The sequence below is a fragment of the Nostoc sp. DedSLP03 genome (assembly GCF_034530815.1).
Taxonomy (GTDB): Bacteria; Cyanobacteriota; Cyanobacteriia; order Cyanobacteriales; family Nostocaceae; genus Nostoc.
On record NZ_JAVRCK010000010.1, the window covers coordinates 1 to 24,884 of the forward strand.

At 42.2% G+C, this 24,884-nt stretch carries 17 protein-coding genes; 5 read left to right on the top strand and 12 right to left on the bottom strand.

What is annotated here, in order from left to right; translation table 11 throughout:
• Positions 1-337: 337 nt before the first annotated feature.
• The 4 genes from RM368_RS06890 to RM368_RS06905 all read right to left on the bottom strand — a co-directional run bounded on the left by RM368_RS06890 (position 338) and on the right by RM368_RS06905 (position 7,155).
• On the bottom strand, positions 338-796 hold the full coding sequence (locus RM368_RS06890; RefSeq protein ID WP_322693387.1) for a phosphate-starvation-inducible PsiE family protein: 459 nt from the start codon (positions 794-796) through the stop codon (positions 338-340).
• A 411-nt stretch (positions 797-1,207) separates the two neighbouring features.
• Complete coding sequence (locus RM368_RS06895; RefSeq protein ID WP_322693388.1) at positions 1,208-3,442, bottom strand: nitrate reductase; 2,235 nt, start codon at positions 3,440-3,442, stop codon at positions 1,208-1,210.
• 360 nt (positions 3,443-3,802) lie between these two features.
• Positions 3,803-5,305, bottom strand: coding sequence for a NarK family nitrate/nitrite MFS transporter (locus RM368_RS06900; RefSeq protein WP_322693389.1), 1,503 nt, complete (start codon positions 5,303-5,305; stop codon positions 3,803-3,805).
• Positions 5,306-5,559: 254 nt separating this feature from the next.
• Positions 5,560-7,155, bottom strand: coding sequence for a ferredoxin--nitrite reductase (locus RM368_RS06905; RefSeq protein WP_322693390.1), 1,596 nt, complete (start codon positions 7,153-7,155; stop codon positions 5,560-5,562).
• A gap of 517 nt (positions 7,156-7,672) precedes the next feature.
• Here RM368_RS06905 and RM368_RS06910 point away from each other — a divergent pair.
• The 4 genes from RM368_RS06910 (at position 7,673) to RM368_RS06925 (ending at position 12,891) form a co-directional block, all read left to right on the top strand.
• On the top strand, positions 7,673-8,086 hold the full coding sequence (locus tag RM368_RS06910; protein ID WP_322693391.1) for a ubiquinol-cytochrome c reductase iron-sulfur subunit: 414 nt from the start codon (positions 7,673-7,675) through the stop codon (positions 8,084-8,086).
• Positions 8,087-8,132: 46 nt separating this feature from the next.
• On the top strand, positions 8,133-9,434 hold the full coding sequence (locus RM368_RS06915; protein WP_322693489.1) for a HEAT repeat domain-containing protein: 1,302 nt from the start codon (positions 8,133-8,135) through the stop codon (positions 9,432-9,434).
• Positions 9,435-10,409: 975 nt separating this feature from the next.
• On the top strand, positions 10,410-11,180 hold the full coding sequence (locus RM368_RS06920) for a WGxxGxxG-CTERM domain-containing protein (RefSeq protein WP_322693392.1): 771 nt from the start codon (positions 10,410-10,412) through the stop codon (positions 11,178-11,180).
• 733 nt (positions 11,181-11,913) lie between these two features.
• On the top strand, positions 11,914-12,891 hold the full coding sequence (locus RM368_RS06925; RefSeq protein WP_322693393.1) for a LysR family transcriptional regulator: 978 nt from the start codon (positions 11,914-11,916) through the stop codon (positions 12,889-12,891).
• A 90-nt stretch (positions 12,892-12,981) separates the two neighbouring features.
• Here RM368_RS06925 and gcvP read toward each other — a convergent pair whose 3' ends face one another.
• The 3 genes from gcvP to gcvT all read right to left on the bottom strand — a co-directional run bounded on the left by gcvP (position 12,982) and on the right by gcvT (position 17,773).
• A complete protein-coding gene (gene gcvP / locus RM368_RS06930) occupies positions 12,982-15,876 on the bottom strand; it encodes an aminomethyl-transferring glycine dehydrogenase (RefSeq protein WP_416212219.1) in 2,895 nt (964 codons plus the stop codon).
• A gap of 246 nt (positions 15,877-16,122) precedes the next feature.
• Positions 16,123-16,512 (bottom strand): glycine cleavage system protein GcvH, encoded by a 390-nt coding sequence (gcvH, locus tag RM368_RS06935; RefSeq protein WP_289797706.1) that lies wholly within the window; start codon positions 16,510-16,512, stop codon positions 16,123-16,125.
• 124 nt (positions 16,513-16,636) lie between these two features.
• Positions 16,637-17,773, bottom strand: coding sequence for a glycine cleavage system aminomethyltransferase GcvT (gene gcvT / locus RM368_RS06940; protein ID WP_322693395.1), 1,137 nt, complete (start codon positions 17,771-17,773; stop codon positions 16,637-16,639).
• A gap of 234 nt (positions 17,774-18,007) precedes the next feature.
• On the opposite strand from gcvT, the gene RM368_RS06945 reads away from it, so the two are divergent.
• Positions 18,008-18,505, top strand: a complete 498-nt coding sequence (locus RM368_RS06945; RefSeq protein ID WP_322693396.1) for a pentapeptide repeat-containing protein — start codon at positions 18,008-18,010, stop codon at positions 18,503-18,505.
• A 78-nt stretch (positions 18,506-18,583) separates the two neighbouring features.
• On the opposite strand, the gene RM368_RS06950 is transcribed toward RM368_RS06945, so the two are convergent.
• From RM368_RS06950 to RM368_RS06970, 5 genes are all read right to left on the bottom strand, one after another.
• Positions 18,584-20,353 (bottom strand): tetratricopeptide repeat protein, encoded by a 1,770-nt coding sequence (locus RM368_RS06950; RefSeq protein WP_322693397.1) that lies wholly within the window; start codon positions 20,351-20,353, stop codon positions 18,584-18,586.
• A 215-nt stretch (positions 20,354-20,568) separates the two neighbouring features.
• On the bottom strand, positions 20,569-20,697 hold the full coding sequence (locus RM368_RS06955) for a DUF3368 domain-containing protein (RefSeq protein WP_322693398.1): 129 nt from the start codon (positions 20,695-20,697) through the stop codon (positions 20,569-20,571).
• Between the two features lie 433 nt (positions 20,698-21,130).
• A complete protein-coding gene (locus RM368_RS06960; protein ID WP_322693399.1) occupies positions 21,131-21,661 on the bottom strand; it encodes a hypothetical protein in 531 nt (176 codons plus the stop codon).
• Between the two features lie 279 nt (positions 21,662-21,940).
• Positions 21,941-22,687, bottom strand: coding sequence for a class I SAM-dependent methyltransferase (locus RM368_RS06965; RefSeq protein ID WP_322693400.1), 747 nt, complete (start codon positions 22,685-22,687; stop codon positions 21,941-21,943).
• 403 nt (positions 22,688-23,090) lie between these two features.
• On the bottom strand, positions 23,091-24,884 hold the full coding sequence (locus RM368_RS06970; protein ID WP_322693401.1) for a tetratricopeptide repeat protein: 1,794 nt from the start codon (positions 24,882-24,884) through the stop codon (positions 23,091-23,093).

Here is a 24,884-nt window from a genome sequence, read left to right on the forward strand (position 1 = left end):
CTTTCATCTTCTTACTTCTCCCGCCTTTTTTCCTAATTCACATTAGGCGTAAATTAATAATTTATACTGTTGTTCAACAAACCCAAAATTGCTGTGTCCCTAAGAGGATGTTTGAAAAGTGGTATGTTGTGATTTTAATCGAATTATTACCCCCCCTTAATTTCACCGATATACTGGAGGGAAACAAGAAAATCCGATTCCCTCCCCAATATATCGGGGAGGGGGTAGGGTGGGGTAAAAAATATTTGATACATCAATCATGACTTTTCAAACATCTTCTGAGAGTGGTCTGTATTCCATGCAATTAAGAACTGCTATAATTTGTTAGGCATTTTATTTAGCTTGCATCTTTGGAATTACTAAGACGAATTATTAAATAACTAATTGATAAAGCAAGAATAGCTATACCTAAGCCAATTATATCAATTCCTGGAACTTTTTCTAAGTCAAGAATAATAATTTTTCTGGCAACAGCTATTAAAGAAGTGACAATAACCAATTCAACCTGAAAAACATGTCGTCGAAGATAGGCGGTAATATTTTCTAAAATTTCTAAAGCAATTAAAATATTTAAAAATAAACCGAAAATTTTATATAAGGTTGAGTTAAATTTTCCATAAGGAACTGCAAATAACTCTTTAAAAATAAAAATTCCTAAATCTCCGATCGTTACCAAAATTACGATCACCATAAAAATAGATAGAACTTTAGAAACTAGCACTTCTATGTTTTCAATGACGTGCATAAAGTTCCGATCGCTGGTAGCTCCTAGCATTCGTTTCATTAGCTTTTTCATCTGCTGCACCCAATTCTCAAATAAAAGAAAATCCCATAGATAAATCTAAAGGATTGGAAATAATTGACAATTTTTTGTAAATATCTCTGCTTTTTTATTCTTTATCCATAGCGAAAATAAACTTTAGTAAAATCCCTTGTTACTAAAAATTTATCTCTTTAAATATAGTAATTGGTAACAGTCAAAATTAGAGAGTTAGAAAAAATGATAATAACTATTGACTATTGATTATTGACGAAATTACCTGTTGCTGGTTATAAATTACCACTTCCGAGCTACACTTTGCAGCTGACTATAGGACTCATATTTGATTGCGTGAAAAAAACTCATTACACCTTTATTCCTTCTTCCCAGTCCCCAGTCGCCAGTCCCCAGTCCCTAGTCCCCGGCCTTTACGAGTAATTCTCCGAATCAAATCGGATTGCTATATTGTGAGGACTGGAGTTGATAATCTTTGATGGGAACTTCCAGCGAAATTGGTATCAGCTGCACAGCACAGGCTTTTAATTCTGGTTGCAGCGAATCGGGGCAAGATTCTGGATGGGTGAGGGCGTTGGCTTCGGCATTATCTGCCCACAGCGAACCCCAGTGCATAGGGACAAAAACTGTACCAGGTGCGATCGCTTTTGTGACTTTAGCAGGAAACTTCGCTTTACCACGACGCGAGCGCACTTCTATATACATACTATCGGCAATACCTAACCGAGCAGCATCACGCGGATGAATTTCGATAAACGGTTCGGGATGCATTTTGCAAATTTTTTCAATTTGACCGGTGCGTGTCTGCGTATGCCAATGTCCGTAAAGTCTTCCATTAGTTAACACAAACGGATAATTTGGGTCTGGCGGTTCTGCCAATCCCTTGGAGTAATATGCCCCAAATCGAGCGCGTCCATCAGGGGTGTGGAAGCGCAAGTTAGTGTATAGTCTTTTGCCACGATTAGCAGATGCTTCTCCCCCTGCTTCCCCTGCTCCTCTGCTTCCCCTGCTCTCTTCAGGGTGAGGCCATTGCGTCGGGCCTTGTGTCTGTAATTGCGCGTGACTGATACCTGTCATATCGCAAGGGCGATTTTTAGTTAGTTTGACAAATTCAGCATAAACTTCAGCAGAGTTAGCAAAGGCAAATTCTTTCTTAAAACCTAATCTACGTCCAACTTCGGCAAAAATTTCCCAATCGGCTTTAGCTTCTCTTGGTGGTTGGCGAAATGCTGAACACAGAGTTACCATCCGTTCGGAGTTTGTCATCACGCCAGTTTTTTCACCCCACTGGGCTGCTGGTAGTAGAACGTGAGCGTAGGCAGAAGTTTCTGTGGGATAATATGCGTCTTGGTAAATAGTGAAAGGCGATCGCAACAATGCCTTTTTAGTCCGCTCTAAATCTGGCATACTTACAGCGGGATTAGTAGCTGCAATCCACAGTAACCCTACAGCATCATTTTCTAACCCTGTAATCATGTCCCAAGCAGTCAAACCGGGATTGGGCGAAATCTGTCCTGGCTTGAGTCCCCAAAACTCCTCAACTTCTGCACGGTGCTGCGGATTTTTCACCACCCGATAACCCGGTAATAAATGCGCCAAACCTCCGGCTTCCCGTCCTCCCATCGCGTTCGGTTGACCTGTGAGAGAAAAAGGGCCAGCCCCAGGTTTGCCAATCTGTCCAGTCATTAGGTGCAGGTTAATAATCGTTCTAACCTTAGCCGTCCCTTCTGAAGATTGATTTACACCCATTGACCACAAAGACAGTACTCGCTCAGATTTACCCCAGTAACGTGCTGCTGTTTCTAAATCTTCAATACTAATTCCACATTGACGAGCTACCACTTCTGGCGGATAGTGGCGAATCACCTCAGCATAAGCGGGAAAGTTGCTGGTGCAGTCCTCCATGAACATCGTATCAATAGAGTTCCAGCGCATCAATAAATGGGCGATGCCGTTCAACAAGTCGATATCTGTACCGGGACGAATCGCTAAATGTAAATCAGCGGCTTCTGCGGTTGGTGTGCGACGGGGATCGACCACAATCATCTTGACTTTGCGGTTCTTTTTGTGATACTTTGCCAGTCGATTGAAAACGATGGGGTGACATTCGGCTGTATTAGTACCAATTAGAAATGCACAGTCGGTTAACTCCAAGTCATCGTAACAGCAGGGCGGGCCATCTGCGCCAAAGCTTTGAATGTACCCAGCCACAGCACTAGACATACATAAACGTGAGTTGGCATCAAAATTATTCGTACCCAGACAGCCTTTCATAAGTTTCTGGGCTATGTAGTAATCCTCAGTTTGAAACTGACCGGAACCATACATACATAAGGCTTCTGGCCCTTGGGTGAAACGCACGGTTTGAATGCGTTTGGCAATCAGATCGAAAGCTTCATCCCAGCTAACGCGGCGAAACTCTCGATCTAAAGAGTCTCGCACCATTGGGTAATGTAATCTATTTTTATCTAAAGATTCTGCGATCGTTGCACCTTTGACGCAAACCATTCCCTGACTAGATGGATGGGCCTTGTTACCCCGCACCCGCCAAGTTGGATTTCCTTGACTATCTCGATTAGTTGCTTTGCCAAGTTGAGCTGGGGGTGAAACTTCTAAACCACAGCCAACACCACAGTAGGGACAAAGAGTTTTGGTAAATTCACTCATGGCTGTTGTACCATTTTGTTATTTTGATTTTGCAACCTCAGATTTAGCGACAGCTTGAGAATGCAAGAGAGTTTGTAGTAAGCACTTTAGTGCTTAAGACTTTTTGGCATTGTGGGGATAAGGGGTGGGATGAAGAAGAGGGGGAAGGGGTAAAAGAATGGAATTTTTCCTTTCCCTTTAACCTTTTTTCCTGCATTCGTCTTGTTCCCAGCCTCTAGGCTGGGAATATATCTAAAAGAGGCTCTGCCTCTTGTCAAGAAGATCGGAGGCGGAGCCTCCCAGAATGGTTTCCCAGCCTAGAGGCTGGAAACTAGTCATGTATCTTTGCCTTATTGCCTAATCTCTATTTTCAAGACAGGTCTATTCTTCAGTTAATAAAATAGGGTTTTTCGTTGCGGTTTCTGGTAATTCACCTTCAAATGCAGGGGCAAAGGAACCTTTTGGTTCTTTGAGGAAGAAGGCACACATAAAAGCACAGACTAGTGCAGCTAAACCCATTGTGGAAAATAGTGTGGGAGCATCGGTTAAGCTGAAAATTGTCAGGTAAACTACACCACCAAAATTACCGTAAGCTCCCACATTACCGGCAATTTGTCCAGTGGCTTCTTTCTTAATTAGGGGAACGATGCTGTAAGTCGCACCGCAACCGGCTTGGGCAAAATAGGCGGCAAACATTGTCACTGCGATCGCTACCGGAATCGGCCAGTTACCATTAATAAAATGTGCAATCAAATAACTAACACCAATGCCGGCACTGATAATTGTCATTGTCCATTTACGGGAGCTAAATTTATCAGAAATTAAGCCACCACTTGGACGAGAAACCAAATTTAAGAATGGATAGGTAGCAGCAATCATCCCAGCTACAACGTGCTCTAAAGCAAAGGTTTTTTCAAAGAATGCCGGGAGCATGGAAACAACTGCCAATTCACTGCCAAAGTTCGTTATGTAAGTGAATTCAAGTAAGGCTACTTGACCAAATTGGAAGCGTTCGGATGGAGCGTAAGTTTTCTTGCCAATTAAAAGTTCTCGGTTTACTTGCCAAGCTTTGTAACTTTGGTAAGCAAATAATCCTGCTAACAGTAACCAAATCAAATACATTTGGCTCAAAGTTAGGAAGTGAATGTTCTTTTGTTCCAAACGCCAAGCCAATAAACCCAAGGCGAATATTAAACCAAAATTCGAGACAATCATCGCCCAGAAGCTTTTAACACTGGTTACTTCTAGAGAACCATTTTTCTTAGGTTTTTTGTAGACTTTACCTGTGGGTGTATCTTGGACGTTGTTGTAATAAATTACGCCGTAGATAGCTGCAATAATCCCTGTAAATGCGATCGCAAATCGCCAGTTAGAAGCACCACCAGCGAAAAAGCTCGTGGAAACTGCAAGTATCGGTAAGGCAAACTCTGCGCCAAAAGCCCCAAAGTTACCCCAACCGCCATAAATACCTTGAGCAATTCCCATCTCCTTCGGCTGGAACCATTCGGACACCATACGGATACCCACAACGAATCCAGATCCGACAATTCCCATCAGCAAACGGCTGATGACTAGTTGATTAAAGTCTTGCGCTAGCGCCGTCGCTAAACAAGGAACAAGCGCAAACATCAGCAGCATTGAGTAGGTGATTCTGGGGCCAAAACGATCCAGAAGCATCCCAATAATTAGTCGTGCGGGAATTGTGAGGGCAAGGTTACAAATGCCTAAAGTTTTGATTTGTTCTGGTGCTAAATGTAGTTCTCTGCCAATGGTTGTAGCGAAGGGGGCAAAGTTAAACCAACAAACAAAGGTGAGAAAGAAAGCAAACCAAGTCTGATGTAAGATGCGGTAGCGATCGCTAAATGAAAATAAGTTTTTAAGCATTCCAATCGTTCTAATTGAATAAAATACGGTGAAGAGGTAGCCGAAGTTGAGCCTTTAAGGTCGAAGGTTAAGCCTTTAAGGTCGAAGGTTGAGTCTTTAGGTTTGAAGGTTGAGTCTTTAAGGTCGAAGGTTAAGTCTTAAAGTTTGAACATTAAGCCTTAAAGTTTGAAGTATGAGTCTTGCCCAATGCCCAATACTTCGACTTCGCGGTAGTTGAGCGCAGTCGAAACTCAGTACAAGTGCCCAATGCTCAACTAGCAGTTACCAACTAGTAAGGCTTCTTGCTTGAGTTTTGCCCCAAACTTTTGGATGAGTAAATCTTGCAATATTGGCTGCAAATCTTCGCATGGGATGCCTTTGGTGATGCAAGTTCCCAAATGGGCATCTTTGCCAACTTTGCCGCCCATATATATGTCAACACCTTCCAAGGTTTTGCCATTTTTGCGAGTTTTAGTTCCCATCAAGCCGATGTCTGCAACTTGGGGTTGTCCGCAGGAGTTGGGACAACCTGTCCAATGAATTCGCACTGGTTCGGTGAAGGTTAACTCTTCTTCTAAGGCTTTAATCATTGCCAGGGCGCGGTTTTTGGTTTCGATCAGGGCAAAGTTGCAAAATTGTGCGCCTGTGCAAGATACTAGCGATCGCGCCAGTAAACCTGGATTGATAGAAAATCTTTCCAGTAAATGCTCAGTTAAAAATGTTGCTAAACGCGAGTCAGCAATATTGGGGATCACAATGTTTTGCTCAACTGTGAAACAGATTTCACCACTGCCGTAAACTTCAGCCAGACGAGCAATTTCAAACATATCTTCGGCATACAACCGACCAACAGGAATGTGTAAGCCTGCGTAATTTAATCCTGCTTGTTTTTGTTTATATACCCCGATGTGGTCGCGTTTTTCCCAGTCGATCTCGTCTTTGGGTGCTGCGGATATTAATGATTTACCCAAACGGCTTTCTACTTCTGCTCGAAACTTATCTAAACCCCATTCATCGATTAGCCACATCAAGCGCGATTTTTGCCGATTAGCACGCGGCCCACAATCTCGAAATACTTCCAAAACCGCTCTACATAAAGCTACTACATCTTCGGGAGCCACCCAAGCATTCAGAGGAATCGCCGCCTCACAACGTTTAGCTGAGAAAAAGCCCCCGACTAAAACGTTAAACCCGAAAATTTTGTCGTGGGAATCAGCAGAAGGAAAATTTTGCTCCCCTGCTTCTTTAAATGCTGGAACAAAAGCTAAATCGTTGATTTCAGCGTGAACTGAATTGTCTCTTCCACCTGCGATCGCAATATTAAACTTGCGTGGTAAGTTGCTAAATTCTGGGTTTCCTTCCCCCTTATTGGTGAGCATATCTTGAATTTGCTGTACCAACTCTCGCGTGTCGTACAACTCATCTGCGTCTAACCCCGCCACGGGATCGCCTGTGATATTGCGGACGTTATCCATCCCTGACTGAACGCTGGTTAAACCAACTGCGTGAAATCTATTAAAGATGTCTGGTAAATCTTCAATTCTGATCCCCCGTAATTGAATATTCTGTCTGGTAGTAATATCAGCGCAACCATCATCACCGTAACGCTGCACTACTTGAGCTAAAATACGCATCTGGCTGCTAGTAAGAATACCGTTAGGCATCCGCAACCGCATCATAAACTTTCCTGGGGTAACTGGGCGAAAAAACACGCCTACCCATTTGAGTCGATGATCGCGATCTGTTTCGTTCATCGCCTCCCAACCCAAGGCGGCAAATTTCTCTATCTCACTCTTGATGGCGAGTCCATCTTTTTCTGCTTTTAATTTCTCGAACTTATTAAGGTTAGTGGTAGTTGCTGTGTCTGTCATGAATTTGAATCTCGTTGCAAATTACTGATACGATCGGTAACTGTGGTCATAATTTCCCAATTCCAATCAATCCGTAGTTACATCAGGTGCTGTATCTGCGAGGGTTAGGGAATAAAAACTTAATATTTAACTACGGCTGATTATTTTTACTCAAGAACATTCCAACGCGAAACTTCAAATCCGTGGTTAGTTAAGGAAAATTTGTGACCATTTACATCTTGGGAATTTGTCAAGCAGGTTTAGATAATGTTCATGTAACAATTTCGATACTCATAACTTAAGGTGACTTTTGTGTTAAAATCGTATAAATTGTTACGATTTTCGGAAAACTTTTTTAAAAATGCATGAATAGTATGCATTATTTGCATTAAAGTCACCCATAAGCGATGCAGCGCCCTTAATCAACGGTATTTGAGCAGACTGAAGTAATTTTGGATCGCCATAGACTAATCTCAAATCTAAAATCCAAAATTGAATCGGAGATGTCAGCTAAAACTTAGATATTATTTCAGCAGCTATGAAACGTCGTGACTTTATTAATTGGGTAGGTTTGGGCTGGATTGCGAGTTCTCTACCTGTAGCGATCGCAGCTTGTTCTTCTCAAACAACTCCAGCATCTAAAGATTGGCAAACAGTAGGTACTTCGGCAGATTTAGATAAAACAGGTCAATTGCTGGCAAAAAACTCACCTGCTGGGCCTGTGCTGGTAGTCGGCACATCTAAAGCCGGAAATCTAACTGCTGTTGACCCTACTTGTACTCATGCAGGTTGCACTGTAGCATGGAAAGCAGATGCCAAAAAATTCGCTTGTCCCTGTCATGGTTCGGAATATGGAGCCGATGGTAAAGTGCAAAAAGGCCCAGCAACCGACCCTCTAAAAACTTACGCCGCCAAGATTGAGGGCAATTCGGTTGTAGTTAAGCCAAGCTAGTGGAGGCAGGGGGCAGGAGGTAGAAAATTGATAATTCAAGCAAGATATTGTGAGTAATATCAAACAGCTTTTGGTACAAGCCGAGGCAGCACATAATGCCGCTGATTGGTCATCACTAATTCAATATTTGCAACAATTAGTTTTAGGGGCAGACTCGGAAGATCCAGAAATAGTTAAAAATCGAGAATATCTTCTGAAATTAACACTTTCCATCTTAGAGATGGGGGATTTTCAGCAACGATGGGAAATTACCAAAGTGTTGATTCACTTTGGTAATATTGCTATCCCACCTCTGATTGAAATATTAGAAGATGAAGACGCAGAAGACGAATTGCGCTGGTATGCGGCAAGGACTTTGGGCGAATTTAAACATCCAGAAGCGATCGCGTCAATAGTTGAATTGTTGAAACACGATGAGGATGAAGAACTCAAAGCGATCGCAGCGACAGCATTGGGACAAATGGGTACTGTTGCGATTGCTTCACTAACTGAACTTCTATTAGATGAAAATACACGATTGTTAGCAGTGCGATCGCTTTGTTGTATTCGGCAACCAGAAACTATCACGCCACTGTTGAGTGTAGTGCAAGATCCACAAGCAGCAATCCGCGCCGCCGCAATTGAAGCCCTCAGCAGTTTTCATGACGAACGCGTACCGCCAGTATTGTTAAAAGCTTTGGACGATCCCGCCGCCACAGTGAGGCGTGCAGCAGTACTTGGTTTAGGTTTTCGCCCCGATTTACATCAAGCATTAGATTTAATCACGAGACTGCAACCCAAACTTTACGACTTTAACCTTGATGTTTGTTGTGCAGCCGCAATTACCCTTTCTCGGATTGGTAGTGATGAGGCTGCTAAATACTTATTTGATTTGCTGATTTCACCCCAGACACCGATAACGCTGCAATTAGAAACCATACGCGCTTTAAGTTGGGTGGGAACATTATTGAGTTTGGAATATTTGCAAACAGCACTGAATCAAAGTACTTCCGAGACAGTGTGGCAAGAAATTGTCACAGTTTTGGGACGAGTGCAAAAACCGGAGTTAATTACACCATCTGCGGAAATCTTACTGCAAATACTGCGATCGCCACATCCGGCCACAGAGGTTGCTAGCATCAAAAGTGCGATCGCTTTATCTTTAGGACAGTTAGGCGAAATGCAAGCAATTGAACCATTGATTTTGCTGTTAGCCGATTCTAATGCATCGGTGAGACTACATGCGATCGCAGCATTGAAAAATCTGGATGAGGAAGCCACACATCAACAATTGCAGCAATTAGCGAATAATGACGCAATCACATCAGATTTAAAACAAGGAATAGCGATCGCTTTAGCCGAATGGTAAATTTCAGCGTCAACTTTTAATCGCGTAGCGTCTCGTAAAGTCTGCGGCATAGCTACGCTTAGGGCGCTGCCTCTTTTAGATAAGAGAAGATTAAAATCATTATTACAAACCTTTAATTATTTATGCCATCCTACTGAACTGATAATAAAAGTATTCCTTAAGTCTAAAGTAAGACACATCTGGAGTATGAAGTTATAAGTTTTCAGGTGAAATAAGATTGTGAAGTATTCTTAATAGAGTCTCAACTGCAAGCAGCATCTGGCTGTATAGAGTTTTTAGTTCATTTATATCAAAATAACTAAAAGCCAATGTCAAAAAAGTAATTATATTTATTCAGATGAAAATCCTGTTTAACTTAGCGATCGCTTGTACTTCTTAGGTTAGTCTGTTTATCTAATTACAAACTCTATTCTATAATGTGGAGTTTTCTCACACTTATAGAACTCATATCTGATTTTTCAACAAGATTTCAGATAAAACCTCGATATAACAGGCTTTTCAGTCTCAGTATGTTTTTAGAAATAAAATCGGAGTCTTATATAAACCAACTTAACTTGAATGCCAAATTAATTCCTGGGATATAAGTGATTTTACTCTTATGGTAGAAGTCCGGCGAAAAACTAACACTTATGCTATCAAACAGTAACAAAATGATTCACAATAAGTAATTAGGAAAAATAGGATAGAAATAAGTGTAATAATATTTATTTTCTATTTTGAACAAGCGATTTTGTTCGTGAGTTCTTAATCCTAAAGTAGTAATTACTGATTATGAGTTATTTTGCTTAATGTGACAAAGAATGAGTTGTTGGTTGTATTTTCAAATACTTTCAACTTTTTCAGAAGAAGTTAAGTAAAGTACTCTGCAATCTCCCTCGCCATAATTTACCTAATTTAGCAGTGGATTGAAGAGACAACATTGCTTTTGTAAATCAATCAACGATACAAATCTAGAACATAAAAGGAACCATAAGCATGAAGCCTTTCAATTTATCTAAAGCTGTTTTAGCTACTGTATTTGCCATTAGTTTCGCTTCTGTATCTTTACCTACTTTAGTTTCCGCCCAAAGTGGAGGTTCCGGCAGTGGAGGCTCTGGTGGCGGAAGTGCTGGCAGTGGAAGCTCCGGTAGCGGAAGCTCCAGTGGTAGCACTGGCTCAGGTACTGGAACTGGAGCTACAGGCACTGGAACCGGGACAACAGGCAGTGGCACAACAGGCAATGGAACCGGGACAACAGGCACTGGTTCTGGTTTAGGTACTGGAACTGGAACTACAGGTACTGGCACAACAGGCACTGGAACTGGGACAACGGGCAGTGGAACCGGGACAACAGGCACTGGAACTGGGACAACAGGCACTGATGCCACAGGTAGTGGAACAACAGGTGGTGGAACAACGGGCAGTGGAACAACAGGCAGTGGAACAACAGGCACTGATGCCACAGGTAGTGGAACAACGGGCAGTGGATCAACGGGCACTGATGCTACAGGTAGTGGAACAACAGGTAGTGGAACAACGGGCACTGGCACTGATGCCACAGGTAGTGGAACAACAGGCACTGGCACTGATGCCACAGGTACTAACAGAAATACAGGTGTCGCAGCTTCCGAAAGAACTAGCGATCGCGGTTTCAATTTTGGTTGGCTAGGTTTACTTGGTCTAGCTGGTTTAGCTGGACTGCGTAATCGCGAAAAAGTCAGGGCTTATAGAGATCCCGATGAAGTAACAGGTTCTCGCTCTAGATAATATTCACCACACTCTAGACTAAAGTGTGAATTACCCCCCTTAATCCTCCCGATGCATTGGGGGGAAACTGGAAAATCTAGTTCCCTCACGCCACTTGCTACCCTGCGGGAACGCTAAGAGCGAACAAGCCGGGAAACCCGTTCAAGGCAGTGGCTCCCCAATACATACGGGGAGGGTTAGGGTGGGGTAAAACCTTGGGTTTTTCAGCTATTTCAGACTTGTGTATACACCGTAGCCTCTAGGAGGGCACAGCTATAGTTTGTGCCCTCTATGTCTTTTGCAAATCTGATGCGATCGCAGCTGTATCCCTAACTTGTATAAAACCAACCTAACCAACGGTAACATTCAGGTAATTGAGATGCGAAGTTCAAATGATTACTTTATGTCAATTAGAAACTGCTAGATAATCTGTCGCATCATGATGAAGTGAAACACTGATAGTTCGCTACAGTTCAACTATCAGCTTCTGTAATCACAAGAGAATGGCTCAAAACGATACCGTTAAAAATATTATCTAAAAATTCATATATTTCAGCAGAAAATAATTAATTATTTTTTGGGCGAAATTTACCGAAAAAATCGGTGCAAAGCGCATCATTGACAACAAAGGCGGTCAAATCTGATTTACTTAAATGTTAATCAGAGAAAAAAAGCTGTAACAAACTCTACTAAATTGTGGATAAAAATCCGTTAACTTTATAAAACCGATCAATGTAATTCAGGCTACATAAAAATGCGCCTAGAGCAGTTGCAAGCCTTTCTAGCGATCGCCCAAACCGGCAGCTTTCAACAAGCAGCGCGAACATCTGGTGTTACCCAATCGACGATTAGTCGCCAAATCCAAGCATTAGAAGCAGATTTGGGGATAGAACTGTTTCACAGAAGCACTCATGCCAAACTGACACTAGGAGGCGAACGTTTGTTACCCCGCGTTCGCAAAATTTGTCAAGAGTGGCAGACTGCTACAGAAGAATTAGCCGATTTAATCGCCGGAAAGCAACCAGAACTTTGCATTGCCGTGATTCACTCTCTCTGTGGATCTTACTTACCACCAGTGTTGCAAAAATTTTGTCATGATTATCCAGATGTGCAATTGCGGGTGACTTCATTGGGAAGCGATCGCGCCCTGAAAGTCCTCAAAGATGGATTGGTGGATTTAGCAATTGTGATGAATAATCGCTTTTTAACCACCAGTAGAGAAATGGTGGTAGAAGTACTTTATGATGAACCTATAGAAGTTTTAACCGCAGCCAATCATCCCCTCGCACAATATGAATGTGTCCCTTGGTCGGAGCTAATTCGTTATCCCCAAGTGGTTTTTAAAGATGGTTATGGGATGCAACGCTTAATACAAGATAAATTTGAGCGGATGGAAGCCACACTCCAGTCGGCTTTAGAGGTAAATACCCTAGATGCTTTCCGGGGAGTTGTGCGCCAAGGGAAATTGATAGCTTTGCTACCTCAATCAGCATTATTGGAAGCACGGCTTGACCCTACCCTGGCGATTCGTTCTTTAGCCAGTAATAATACTAATGGTTTAGCAGATGGTTCCAGTTTGACTCGACGGGTAGTTATGGTGACAACTCAAGATCGTCTGCAAATTCCTCCCATTAAATATTTTTGGCAACTCGTGCAAGAAAATATCCCACTGCAAATTAACCAGCAGCGATCGCCTTCGTCAACTGCGATTTTATTGGACAACGTAAGTTAATTAAAGCAACGCGATCCCAATTTTAAAAATTCCAGTGAAAAAAATAATCTATCGTAGGGCGCACAGCTAGCTGTGCGCCCTTAATTCAATTTAATAAGCATCCATTGGCAGACAAGAACAAACAAAATTGCGATCGCCAAAGGCTGCATCAATGCGACCGACAGCAGGCCAGAACTTATATTCGCGTGTCCAAGGCGCAGGATAGGCAGCTTGTTCGCGAGAATAGGGATGCTGCCATTCCCCGGTAATCAGACTTTCGGCAGTGTGGGGTGCGTTCTTCAAAAGATTATCTTGGATATCCACCTTGCCAACTTCTATTTCGGCAATTTCTTGACGAATAGAAATCAAGGCATCACAGAAACGATCCAATTCTTGCTTAGATTCACTTTCTGTAGGTTCCACCATGATTGTACCCCCTACAGGCCAGGAGACAGTCGGCGCATGGAAACCGTAATCGATCAGACGTTTGGCAACATCATCGATTTCGATCGCAGCCGATTTTTTGAGCGATCGCAAATCTAAAATACATTCATGGGCAACTAGACCATTTTTCCCTTGATACAAAACCGGATAGTATGATTCCAGTTTCTTGGCAATGTAGTTAGCATTGAGAATCGCCACCTTAGTAGCTTGGGTTAAACCATCTGCACCCATCATGGCGATGTACATCCAAGAAATCACCAAGATACTCGCACTACCCCAAGGCGCAGCTGCCACAGCACCAATATGCGAGTGCTGAGTTGAGTCATTGATAGTAACAACAGGATGTCCGGGTAGAAAAGGCACAAGATGAGATGCAACGCCAATGGGCCCCATACCAGGGCCACCGCCACCATGAGGAATACAGAAGGTTTTGTGCAGATTCAAGTGACAGACATCCGCGCCAATATCTCCAGGACGGCAAATTCCCACTTGGGCGTTCATATTTGCCCCATCCATGTAAACCTGTCCACCATGACTGTGAACAACAGCGCAGATTTCCTGAATTGGCTCCTCAAATACACCGTGAGTTGAGGGATATGTCACCATTAAGGCGGCTAATTCATTGCTGTGTTTTTCTGCCTTCGCCTTCAGGTCAGCAACATCAATATTACCTTGTGAGTCACAGGCAACTGCTACCACCTTCATCCCGCACATCACCGCACTCGCTGGATTTGTTCCGTGTGCGGAGGTGGGAATCAAACAAACATTGCGATGTGCTTCGCCCCGATTTTCGTGATATTGACGAATTACTAAAAGTCCAGCGTATTCGCCTTGAGAACCAGCATTTGGTTGTAAAGAAATTCCCGCAAAACCAGTAATTTCAGCTAACCATGCCTCAAGTTGCTCAAATAGGATTTGATAACCTTGCGTTTGCGACGCCGGAGCAAATGGATGAATCTTGCCAAATTCCTCCCAACTTACCGGAATCATCTCAGCTGTCGCATTCAACTTCATTGTGCAAGAACCCAAGGGAATCATCGATGTTGTTAGCGACAAGTCCTTGCTTTCTAGCTTGTGCAGATAACGCAACAACTCCGTTTCTGAGTGATAGCGGTTAAAGACTGGGTGGGTGAGATAAGTGCTTGTACGGGAGAGAGGAAGATATGAGGATGAGGAAGAAGTTAATTCTTCTAAAGTGAAGGGTAAATCATCTGTACCAGCGAAAATCTGCCACAGGTCGATTAAATCTTCTGACGTAGTTGTTTCATCCAGTGAAATACCAACAGTAGTTGCATCAAAAACCCGCAGGTTAATTTGAAGTTGTTCGCCAGCTGTCAAGATATCTTTTAAATTGCGTCTTCCCAGTTCTACTCGTAGCGTATCAAAGAAATCTTTGGAACTGATGCTGTAACCCAAACGCTTCAGTCCTTCCGCCAATAACACCGTCAAAGAATGGATATTTTCGGCAATTTGCTTAAGTCCAGTAGGCCCATGATAGACAGCGTACATACTCGCCATTACCGCCAGTAGAACCTGTGCAGTACAAATATTACTAGTAGCTTTTTCGCGGCGAATATGCTGTTCGCGGGTTTGCAAAGCGAGACGTAATGCAGGCTTACCTTGGGCATCTTTTGAGACTCCCACAATTCGCCCTGGAACCAGTCGCTTATACTCTTCCTTAGTAGCAAAGTATGCTGCATGAGGCCCCCCAAATCCCAACGGAATACCAAACCGTTGAGTGCTACCAACAGCAATATCAGCGCCAAATTCCCCAGGAGGGGTAAGTAAAGTTAAACTTAGAGGATCTGCTGCTACCGTCACCAATGCACCCTTAGCATGGGCTTTTTCGATAAAAGCGCGGTAGTCGTAAATAGTGCCGTCACTTGCAGGGTATTGCAGAACAGCCCCAAAAATTGGTTGCTTAAAATCAAATGTTTGATGATCCCCAACAACGATCTTAATCCCCAATGGTTTAGCGCGTGTTTGCAACACATCAATGGTTTGGGGATGGCAATCGCGAGAGACAAAATAGGCATCTGCCTGATTTTTGGAGACACCATAGCTTAGACTCATTGCTTCTGCTGCTGCTGTGGCTTCATCAAGTAACGAAGCATTGGCAATTTCTAAACCTGTGAGGTCAATAATCAGAGTTTGAAAATTCAGCAGCGCTTCTAGTCGCCCTTGGGCAATTTCTGGCTGATAAGGAGTGTAGGCAGTATACCAACCGGGGTTTTCTAGGATATTACGCCCAATGACAGGTGGGGTAATACTGTCGTAATAGCCCATACCGATGTATGAACGGAAAACCTGATTTTTGGCAGCAACTTTTTTTAACGATGCCAGTGCTGCATACTCACTTTCTGCTTTAGGTAAATTTAGCGGTTGCTTCAGCCGAATTGTCTGTGGAACTGTTTGGTCGATTAGGGCATCCAGGCTGGGAAACCGCAAAACTTTAAGCATTTGCTGAATATCATCGGAGTTAGGGCCAATGTGTCTTAGCACAAAACTACTTAAGTTTTGACTTTTTTCGTTCAGCACTTGCTGTTCATGAGACTTGAGAATAGGGGCGTTCAATACCACAAATTACTCTCCAGACGGTACTATTTCATATTTTGCAATAAATACTCTTAAACTGGGGGCTAGAGACTGGCGATTCGGAAGATATTGGATAGGTGAATAAGAATAATTGTTAATTACCTTCTCCACTCACCTACTCCCTTACTCTTCCATTCAGCACGGGCTAAACGCCCCGCTACTGCTAACAGCACTCAGCACGGGCTAAACCTTAGCTTTCCGCTAACAGCACTCCTACTCCCCTTCTACTTGGGCGCGATACTCATCTGCTGTCAAGGCATCCTCAACTTCGCCAGGGTCATTGACGCGGACTTTCAAAAACCACCCTTCCCCGTAGGGGTCTTCTGACACTTCTTCGGGAGAACTAATTAAGGCTTCATTGCGTTCTATAACGGTGCCTGTTACTGGTGAATTCAGTTCTTCAACGGCTTTCACTGATTCAATTGTGCCAAAGTTTTCTCCCCTGGTAAGAGCATCGCCAATTTCTGGCAGTTCCAAAAAGACGATATCACCCAATTCATGTACGGCAAACTCAGTAATGCCAATGGTGGCAATTTCACCATCGATTCGCACATATTCATGAGAATCTAAGTATCTGAAATCTTGAGGGTATTCAAAAGACATATCACTTCCTCTCCCTTATCAAAAAAACTATTTCCCTAACAGTCATCCAAGTTATATCTGGTAATGAACCTTAGTGTAGTTGGATAACTCACAACACATTATTCCTCAAAAGCCTCGACGCTTATCAGTTGGTAACACGATTTTTTGACCGATAAAAGGGACGTTTAACTACAACTGCTGGATAAGTTTTGCCGCGAATTTCGACTTCTAGCTGCTGACCGACAGTTGCTAGCTGGGTAGAAATGTAAGCTAAGGCAATAGGATAACCAAGTGTCGGTGACAGGGTGCCACTAGTAACTTCTCCCACAACTTTACCTGCGGATAACACTTGATAGCCATGACGGGCAATGTTACGTCCTTGGGTTTGCAAACCTACCAATCGGCGCTTTACTCCAGTGGCTTTTTGTCGTGCTAAAACTTCCCGACCAATAAAATCGCCTTTGGTATCTAAGTGAACTAGCCACCCCAAACCTGCTTCTAAGGGTGTGGTGATGTCATCGATATCTTGTCCGTACAGTGCCATCGCTGCTTCTAGGCGCAGAGTGTCTCTCGCACCGAGTCCACAGGGGATAACACCACTTTTATGGAGAGTTTGCCATAATTCTACTCCCACATTCGGGTCTACCATCACTTCAAAGCCATCTTCTCCGGTGTAACCTGTGCGGGCTAGGAAGGCAGGTTTACCTAGTAGAGTTGCTTCTAAATGTCCAAAGGCTTTGATTGGTTGCAAGTCTTCTTGCACTAATGGCTGGAGATATTTAATCGCTTTTGGCCCTTGGACGGCAATTAAGACTTTATCTGGTGAAAGGTCTTGGAATTGCACCTTATCCAAGTCAAGGTGTTGCAATAGCCATGCTTTATCTTTACTGGAGGTTGCCGCATTGACTATGATGAATGCTTTTTGTGTACCACTGGTGTCTTCACCTTGATAATAAACAATGATGTCGTCAATAATTCCCGCTTGGGGATTTAACAATACGGTGTATTGTGCTTGACCAGGTTGCAAACGACTCAAATCGGAAGGTACTAGTGGCTGGAGTTGGGAAATCAGGTTTTTACCTTGGAGGGTAAATTTGCCCATGTGGGAAATATCGAACATTCCGCCTGTATTTCTTACAGCCTCGTGTTCGCGGCTAATTCCACTAAATTGCACGGGCATTTCCCAACCGCCAAAGCTGGTAAGGCGTGCTTTGAGTTCTACACCCAATTGATATAAAGGGGTTCGCGCCAGAGATTGGGCGTTGTCTTCTTGATTAGCCACAGGTAATTATTGCGTAGATGCGGAGCAACTTGCCGTTAGGCATCGCACCTCAACATCTATCATCCTACGAGAGATTAGGGAAGAGGTGACAGGAGACAGGGAACAGGAGACAGATGACAGGAGACAGAGAACAGATGATAGGAAATAATCTGTACCCTATAACCTGCACCCTATTCCCTTCTGTGAGGTTTAATAGTTAATGGTGGCAATGTTGAGATTTATTAAGAAGAGATTATGAAATATTGGCAACTGTTAGCTAGCTTCGTCTTAGCTATGGTTCTTTTTTTGTTTCCCCTATCGGCGCAAGCTGCAAGTTCTTCTAGTATTACCCGTTCTGTGGGTAATGATGAACTCAAGGCCAAGGATTACTCTGGTCAAAGTTTAATTGGTACTGAGTTTACCAATCTCAAATTAGAGAATGCTAATTTTAGCAATGCTGACTTACGTGGTGGCGTATTTAATAGTAGCGTATTGCAGGGAGTAAATCTGCATGGTGCTGATTTTAGTGAAGGCATAGCCTATCTAACCAAGTTTAAGGATGCTGATTTAAGTGATGCTGTGTTGACTGATGCGATGATGCTACGTTCTACTTTTGATGGCGTGGATATCACAGGTACCGATTTTACGAATGCAATTTTAGATGGAATACAAGTGAAAAAACTTTGTGTTAACGCAAGTGGTGTGAATTCTAAAACTGGTGTGGAAACTCGCAAGTCTCTAGGATGTAAGTAAATCCTAACCCCCCTTCGCTAGTGGAAAGGGGGATATTTTTTTAACGAATTACGAATTACGAATTACGCACAGCGATCGCTAATGATATGCTTCTCTTAAAAAGCTGGCATAATTTGCCCGAACCGTCATAGTTGTCGGATGACTTATACCTAAAGTCCGTTCGCAAATTTTCAAAGCTTTCTCAAATAAGGGTTTGGCTTTCCTGTAGCGTCTTGTATGGCGGTAAAGCGCTGCTAGATTGTTCAGGCTAATGGCGACATCGGGATGGTTATTTCCCAACAGGCGTTTACTCAGTTCTAAAGCTTGCTCATACAAAGGTTCGGCTTGTTTGTAACTTCCTGTAGATTCGTAAAGTTGTGCTAAATTGTTCAGGCTGGTGGCAACATCGGGATGTGCATCTCCGAGCAGGCGTTTTCTCAGTTTTAATGCTTGCTTGAACAAGGGTTCGGCTTCACTGTAGCGTCTTGTATAGCAGTACAATGCTCCTAAATTGTTCAGACTAGTGGCAATATGGGGATGTTCTTCTCCCACTAGGCGTTTCCACAGTTCTAAAGCTTGCTGATACAAAGGTTCGGCTTCGTTATAGCGTCCTGTATATTCGTAGATTAATGCCAAATAGCTCAGGCTGGTGGCGACATCGGTATGTTCTTCTCCTAACAGACGTTTTCTCAGTGCTAAAGCTTGCTCAAGCAAGGGTTCGGCTTCTCTGTAGCGTCCTGTAGTTTCGTAAAGTACTGCTAAATTGTTCAGACTAGTGGCGACATCGATATGTTCTAAACCAAAACGATTTTGAGTTAGTTCTACACACCGTTGCAACCAAAGTTCTGCTTGCTGATAGAGTGCTTGACTTTGATAAAACCAGGCTAATTTGGTAAACAGAGTGATTAGATTTTTATCACCCAGATATTCGGATAGGTGAGTTGCAACTTCTTTAATATGCGGGATATGTGGAGTGAAGTTGAGAATATCTTCAGGGTTGAGCTGTTGCGGAATTAGCTTTGCTACCTCTAACATCATGGTTGCAAATTTAGTTTTTGCTTCATCCGCCTCACTTGACTTATCCAACTTCATTCGGAAAAGTTGTCGAATCTGTGGATTTAGAAGATAAATTCCTTTATTTTTCTGTTGTAATAAATGTAATTCTAGTAAATCGGCTATGGCTTTCTCGTTGAGTTCTTGTTTTTTATCATCTTCTATTGTCTCAACAGATAGAGGAATATCAGCTAAAGCACACAAACTTAGCAAACAGCCGAAGCTTTGGGCATTTTCATCCAACTGTTCCCAACTCAATTCAAAAGCTTCAACTATACCGTATTCATCAGGCATCAATGAGTTAGCATTGATTACTGGTTCATGTTCCACTCGTTTCTTCTCTAGCCGCTTTAGCAGTGTTTCCAGAGACAAATCTGGCATTTTATCCAAATATCGTCCCACTAACTCTAACGCTAAAGGTAAATATCCCAAAAATTTACAAATTCTTCTTGCAACCCAAGCTTCTTGTTGCAGTCGTTCCCGAACCACTAGCGATTTGAATAATTTCATCGCCGCCAATGGTTTCAGGACAGCCAATTCGCTATTATTATATTTTACGCTCAGGTAAGCTTGTAACTTTTCTAGTTTGTCTTGATTGTTGAAAGTCGCTAACTCAGGATTATTCTGGGCAAACTTGTTATATACTTCACCCACCCACTTTGTGAAAGCGGCAATATCAACGTTTAATTCGCTGGCAAGTTTAGCTTTAGTTTTACCTAAGTTTTCTGTCTGAAAATATTTTGTAAAAGCTGCCATTTGCTCCAGAGATAAGCCATTCGTAGCAGCTTCTTTTGCTATAAAATTAGCCCATTGCATAAACAGCTTGTAAAATTTATTTTTATTGTAGCTTTGTCTCCATTAGGAAATCTTCTATCTTTAGGATAAAAGTACCATTTGTATAAAAATATTTAAATTTAGTGACTACATACTTTGTTATTTAGTATGAAAATCAAATCGCAGAGTCGCAGAGGGCAAGAAAGAAGAGAGAAAAGGAAGCAAAAGCTATTTGAAGTTACAATTGATAGCGATCGCTATTCTCCTGTTTGTTGCTTGAGTAAATTGACCAAAGTATCGGATAACCTCAAACCAGCCTCACGCGAAGCTTGAATTCCAGGAGATATGCTTGGGATTAGTCCACGCCTTTTTGCTAGTATCAGCAAGCCTCCGGTTCTGATAGTAGTAATACTTTGGCTTGTGAAATTTCGCCTAATTCATACCATTTAACTGCTGTGTCAATTCGCATTTATTGGATAAATTCTTCTGGATTTTTACAAAATGCTAAAAATACTGTTCGCTACTTGACGCTACGCGAACATTTAGAGGATGTTTGAAAAGTCATGATTGATGTATCAAAGATTTTTTACCCCACCCTAACCCTCCCCTTGTAAAGGGGAGGGGACTGGATTTTTGGTTTCCCCTCAATGTATCGGGGGGACTAAGGGGGGTAATAATTCGATAAAAATTACAACATATCACTTTTCAAACAACCTTTTAACTCAATCTACAAATATTTTTAACTGAACCGTATTGCGAGTTAATGGATAATTGGTAATTGGTTTTCCAAAAGAATTAATTTCAGAAGTTAGACCGGATCTAGCGGTATCTAGCAGTTCCGGTGAGTACTATAGTTTGATATGACTGTAATTGTCCAAATAGAGGAGTACGAATAAATCCTGATGTTCTTTGAGTAGTTAAAATGGCTTCGGTTTGGACAGAAGTTTCTCGTGTTCCGATTGCTAGGTTGATAATTGGTAAGAGTAAGCTCAGTTTAACTATATTTCCTCCCAAATCGGGGTTTAGTGGTTTGCTAATAATTATCGTCAGTAGCGTACCGATATCAGTAGCTAATGTCTGAATTTGATCGCCACTAAAATGCTCAGAAATTGTTTGAGTTTTGTAATAAAGTTGTGGAACTCCATTGATAATTGAATACTTGATGTTAGTATCTTTACCTTCAAGTTCAAATTCATTTGGTCGTTGCACAACGATTGCTTGTGCTGGCTTGATAGATTTGGTAATCACAAAAGATAATAGTGATGTCGTGGTTAAGCCAGTCACAAAAGTGAGAGCAGTTTTGAGAACTTGACGACGGGGAAATTTTGAGGATATGTCTTTAAGGTTCATAATCGTAATTTAAACCATTGATAAAGATATATTTCTCTTCCTAGAAAGAGATTAAGATTGTGCTATCCGATATAGAGCGCGACGAACGCTAATATGATTCTAGATTATTCAGTCAGCAAGGTAGCTAAACTATAAGCTTACACCATAGGTATTACCCGACTCGATTCTCGCTAGCACATCGTTGAGCGACACATTGAACTTGACCACTCCTAAATCTGAATTTTATTTAAAGTTGATGTGACAAAGTATTAGGATGAGAAGTTCCCATGAAAAATCAGGTTAATTCTCACAACTTAGACCGATGATTAAGCAATTGTCTAAAAAATCTTGCCAGTAATCTTCTGTGTACTGTTCTATTGCTTGCTTTGGAATTTCTATAGGATGCCATGAAAACTTCTTAAACCCAGCTTCTGTTACAGCCCATTCATAAATAGATTGACTCCACCCAAAGTATTTAATCATAAATGGTGGATTTGTGTGAAGTTCAGTTTCAGAATAAAAGCCTTCTGACAAAGGTTCTTGTTTGAGTACCGTAAGTCCATACTTTGTTGAATTTGATTTCTTCCAAGAGAAATTTGGATTAACCGTTATGGCAACAAAACGCCCGTTTGACGCTAGATTTTTGCGAATATTAGAAAGCATCTGTAGTAGATGCTCTTTGTTTTCTGCATAATTAAGAAGATAAATGGCAGTAACTAAATCAAAACTGCCAAGCTTGTGAAGTTTGGCAATGTCTAACACTTGATATTCATTTCCAAGTGGATTTTTCATCTCTTGCTGGCGTGCAACGTTTACCATTTCCTCTGATATGTCTACACCAACAACTTTTGCAGCTCCTTGTTCTTTTAACAATCTGCTATAAAATCCAGTACCGCAAGCTAAGTCTAAAATGGTTTTTCCTTGAAAATTACCAAGAATTTTAAATAATGTAAATTTTTCGGCGATCGGCAATGTGGCTACAGTTTTAAACTGCTCGTAAACGCCGCCAATAGTATCATATAGCTCAGTCATTTGATCCTCAACCAATAGGAAATTAGAGTAATTATCTCATTCTCTCTATTCGATGCTGGGGTGCTATGCATTAGTCACATCTTTCTTAACAAAAAAGTGAAATGCTAGAAATTAAAATACCAGTTGTTCATTTTTAACTCTTCAGTTAGATAAAAATAAATTTCTGATGACAATATTAAGTGGTGTTGCAGTTCGTAAGCGATCGCACTGGAGCCTTTGAACCTCGAAGTTGCACCTTTAAAATCAAAATGGCTATACAATGTCTACGACGGGCTTACGCCTACGCACTATTATTGACTGTAATATTTGGTGTATAGAAGGCGATCGCTGCTAAAATTTGAACCACAACTGTTGTGTAGCATCAATTTGGTGTGATTTTGTGAAAGGGTGCGATCGCGTAGCGTGCAGGAGGCAATTGCTAGCGATATGCTTCTCTTAAAAAGATTGCATAATTTCCCCGAACCGTCATTGTATCGGGATGACCTACACCTAAAGTCTGTTCGCAAATTGACAAAGCTTGCTGATACAGGGGTTCGGCTTCGCTGTAGCGTCCTGTAGATTTGTAGAGTGCTGCGAGATTGTTCAGGCTAGTGGCAACATCGGGATGTTCTTCTCCCAGTAAGTGTTTGTCCAGTGACAAAGCTTGCTGATACAGGAGTTCGGCTTCGCTGTAGCGTCCTGTAGATTCGTAGAGTGCTGCGAGATTGTTCAGGCTTTGGGCAACATCGGGATGTTCTTCTCCCAGTAAGTGTTTGTACAGTGACAAAGCTTGCTGATACAGGGGTTCGGCTTCGCTGTAGCGTCCTGTAGATTTGTAGAGTGCTGCGAGATTGTTCAGGCTAGTGGCAACATCGGGATGTTCTTCTCCCAGTAAGCGTTTTCTCAGTGACAAAGCTTGCTGATACAGGGGTTCGGCTTCGCTGTAGCATCCTGTAGATTGGTAAAGTGCTGCGAGATTGTTCAGGCTAGTGGCAACATCGGGATGTTCTGAACCAAGACGATTTTCAGCTATCTTTACACACTGCTGCAACCAAGGTTCTGCTTGCTGATAAAGTCCTTGACCTTCATAAAATCGGCCTAAACCTGTGAAAGGCCAAGCTAAATCCTCGTTACTGAGATATTGGGATAGGTGAGTTGCAACTTCTGCAATGTGGGGAATATATGGAGTGAGGTTGAAAATATTTTCACGGTTAGGCTGTTGAGGAATTTGCTTTGCTATCTCTACCATCTGCGCTACAAAAGCAGTTTTTACCTCATCTGCATTACTTGACTCATCCAACTTCATTTGAAAAAATTGCCGAATCAGTGGATGTAGACGATAAATTCCTTTACTTTGCCATTGTATTAAATGCAGTTTCCGCAACTCAGTTATAGCTTTCTCCCAGAGTTCTTGTTCATCGTCATCTTCTATCCACTCTACAGAAAAAGGAATATCAGCCAAGGCATACAAACTCAGCCAACAGCCTAAGCTTTGTGCATTCTCATCTAACTGTTCCCAACTCAATGCAAAAGCTTCAGCGACACCATATTCATAACGCATCAATGGGTTAGCCTTGGCGATTGCTTCGTGTTCTAGTCGCTTTTTCTCTAGCCGTTTCAGCAGTCTTTCCAAAGACAAATCTGGCATTGTATCCAGATATCGCCCTACTAACTCTAACGCCAAAGGTAAATATCCCAAGAAATTACAAATTTCTCTCGCAACCCAAGGTTCACTTTTCAGCCGTTCTCTATCAACCAGCGATTTTAATAATTTCATCGCCGCCAATGGTTTGAGAACACCCAAAGGTAATTGCGGCAAAGTTCTATCAAACCCTAAGCGGGTTGTCAGCAATACTTTAAACCGGGGTGATTCTGGTGGTAGATAAGGCTGAACCTGTTTTTTGTAGTCGGTAACATCATCAAACACCAGCAGCACTTCACCTTTTTCCCAGTTCTGCCAGCAGTATCTCAGCCTATCTGCTAATTCCCAGTCATCCGGTGCAATGAGTTTAAATTTTAATTCAGCAAATCTGAGAATCTGAATTCCGACATCTATTCCCTGTGCAGATAACCAGCAAACCCCACCTTGATAATTCTGCAAGTGCTGTTTCGCATATTGGGTAGCGAGTTCAGTTTTCCCGACTCCACCCATACCTGCCACAGCTACAATTGCAACTTGCCGAGATGTTTGTAATGAGGAGTGCAGTTCTTCTAATTCCGCCTCACGTCCCAC

What these genes read in the sequence shown, in the direction of transcription:
- RM368_RS06890 (WP_322693387.1), bottom strand. Translation starts at nt 796, where the DNA reads ATGAAAAAGCTAATGAAACGAATGCTAGGAGCTACCAGCGATCGGAAC.
- RM368_RS06895 (WP_322693388.1), bottom strand. Translation starts at nt 3,442, where the DNA reads ATGAGTGAATTTACCAAAACTCTTTGTCCCTACTGTGGTGTTGGCTGT.
- RM368_RS06900 (WP_322693389.1), bottom strand. Translation starts at nt 5,305, where the DNA reads ATGCTTAAAAACTTATTTTCATTTAGCGATCGCTACCGCATCTTACAT.
- RM368_RS06905 (WP_322693390.1), bottom strand. Translation starts at nt 7,155, where the DNA reads ATGACAGACACAGCAACTACCACTAACCTTAATAAGTTCGAGAAATTA.
- RM368_RS06910 (WP_322693391.1), top strand. Translation starts at nt 7,673, where the DNA reads ATGAAACGTCGTGACTTTATTAATTGGGTAGGTTTGGGCTGGATTGCG.
- RM368_RS06920 (WP_322693392.1), top strand. Translation starts at nt 10,410, where the DNA reads ATGAAGCCTTTCAATTTATCTAAAGCTGTTTTAGCTACTGTATTTGCC.
- RM368_RS06925 (WP_322693393.1), top strand. Translation starts at nt 11,914, where the DNA reads ATGCGCCTAGAGCAGTTGCAAGCCTTTCTAGCGATCGCCCAAACCGGC.
- gcvH (WP_289797706.1), bottom strand. Translation starts at nt 16,512, where the DNA reads ATGTCTTTTGAATACCCTCAAGATTTCAGATACTTAGATTCTCATGAA.
- RM368_RS06945 (WP_322693396.1), top strand. Translation starts at nt 18,008, where the DNA reads ATGAAATATTGGCAACTGTTAGCTAGCTTCGTCTTAGCTATGGTTCTT.
- RM368_RS06950 (WP_322693397.1), bottom strand. Translation starts at nt 20,353, where the DNA reads ATGCAATGGGCTAATTTTATAGCAAAAGAAGCTGCTACGAATGGCTTA.
- RM368_RS06960 (WP_322693399.1), bottom strand. Translation starts at nt 21,661, where the DNA reads ATGAACCTTAAAGACATATCCTCAAAATTTCCCCGTCGTCAAGTTCTC.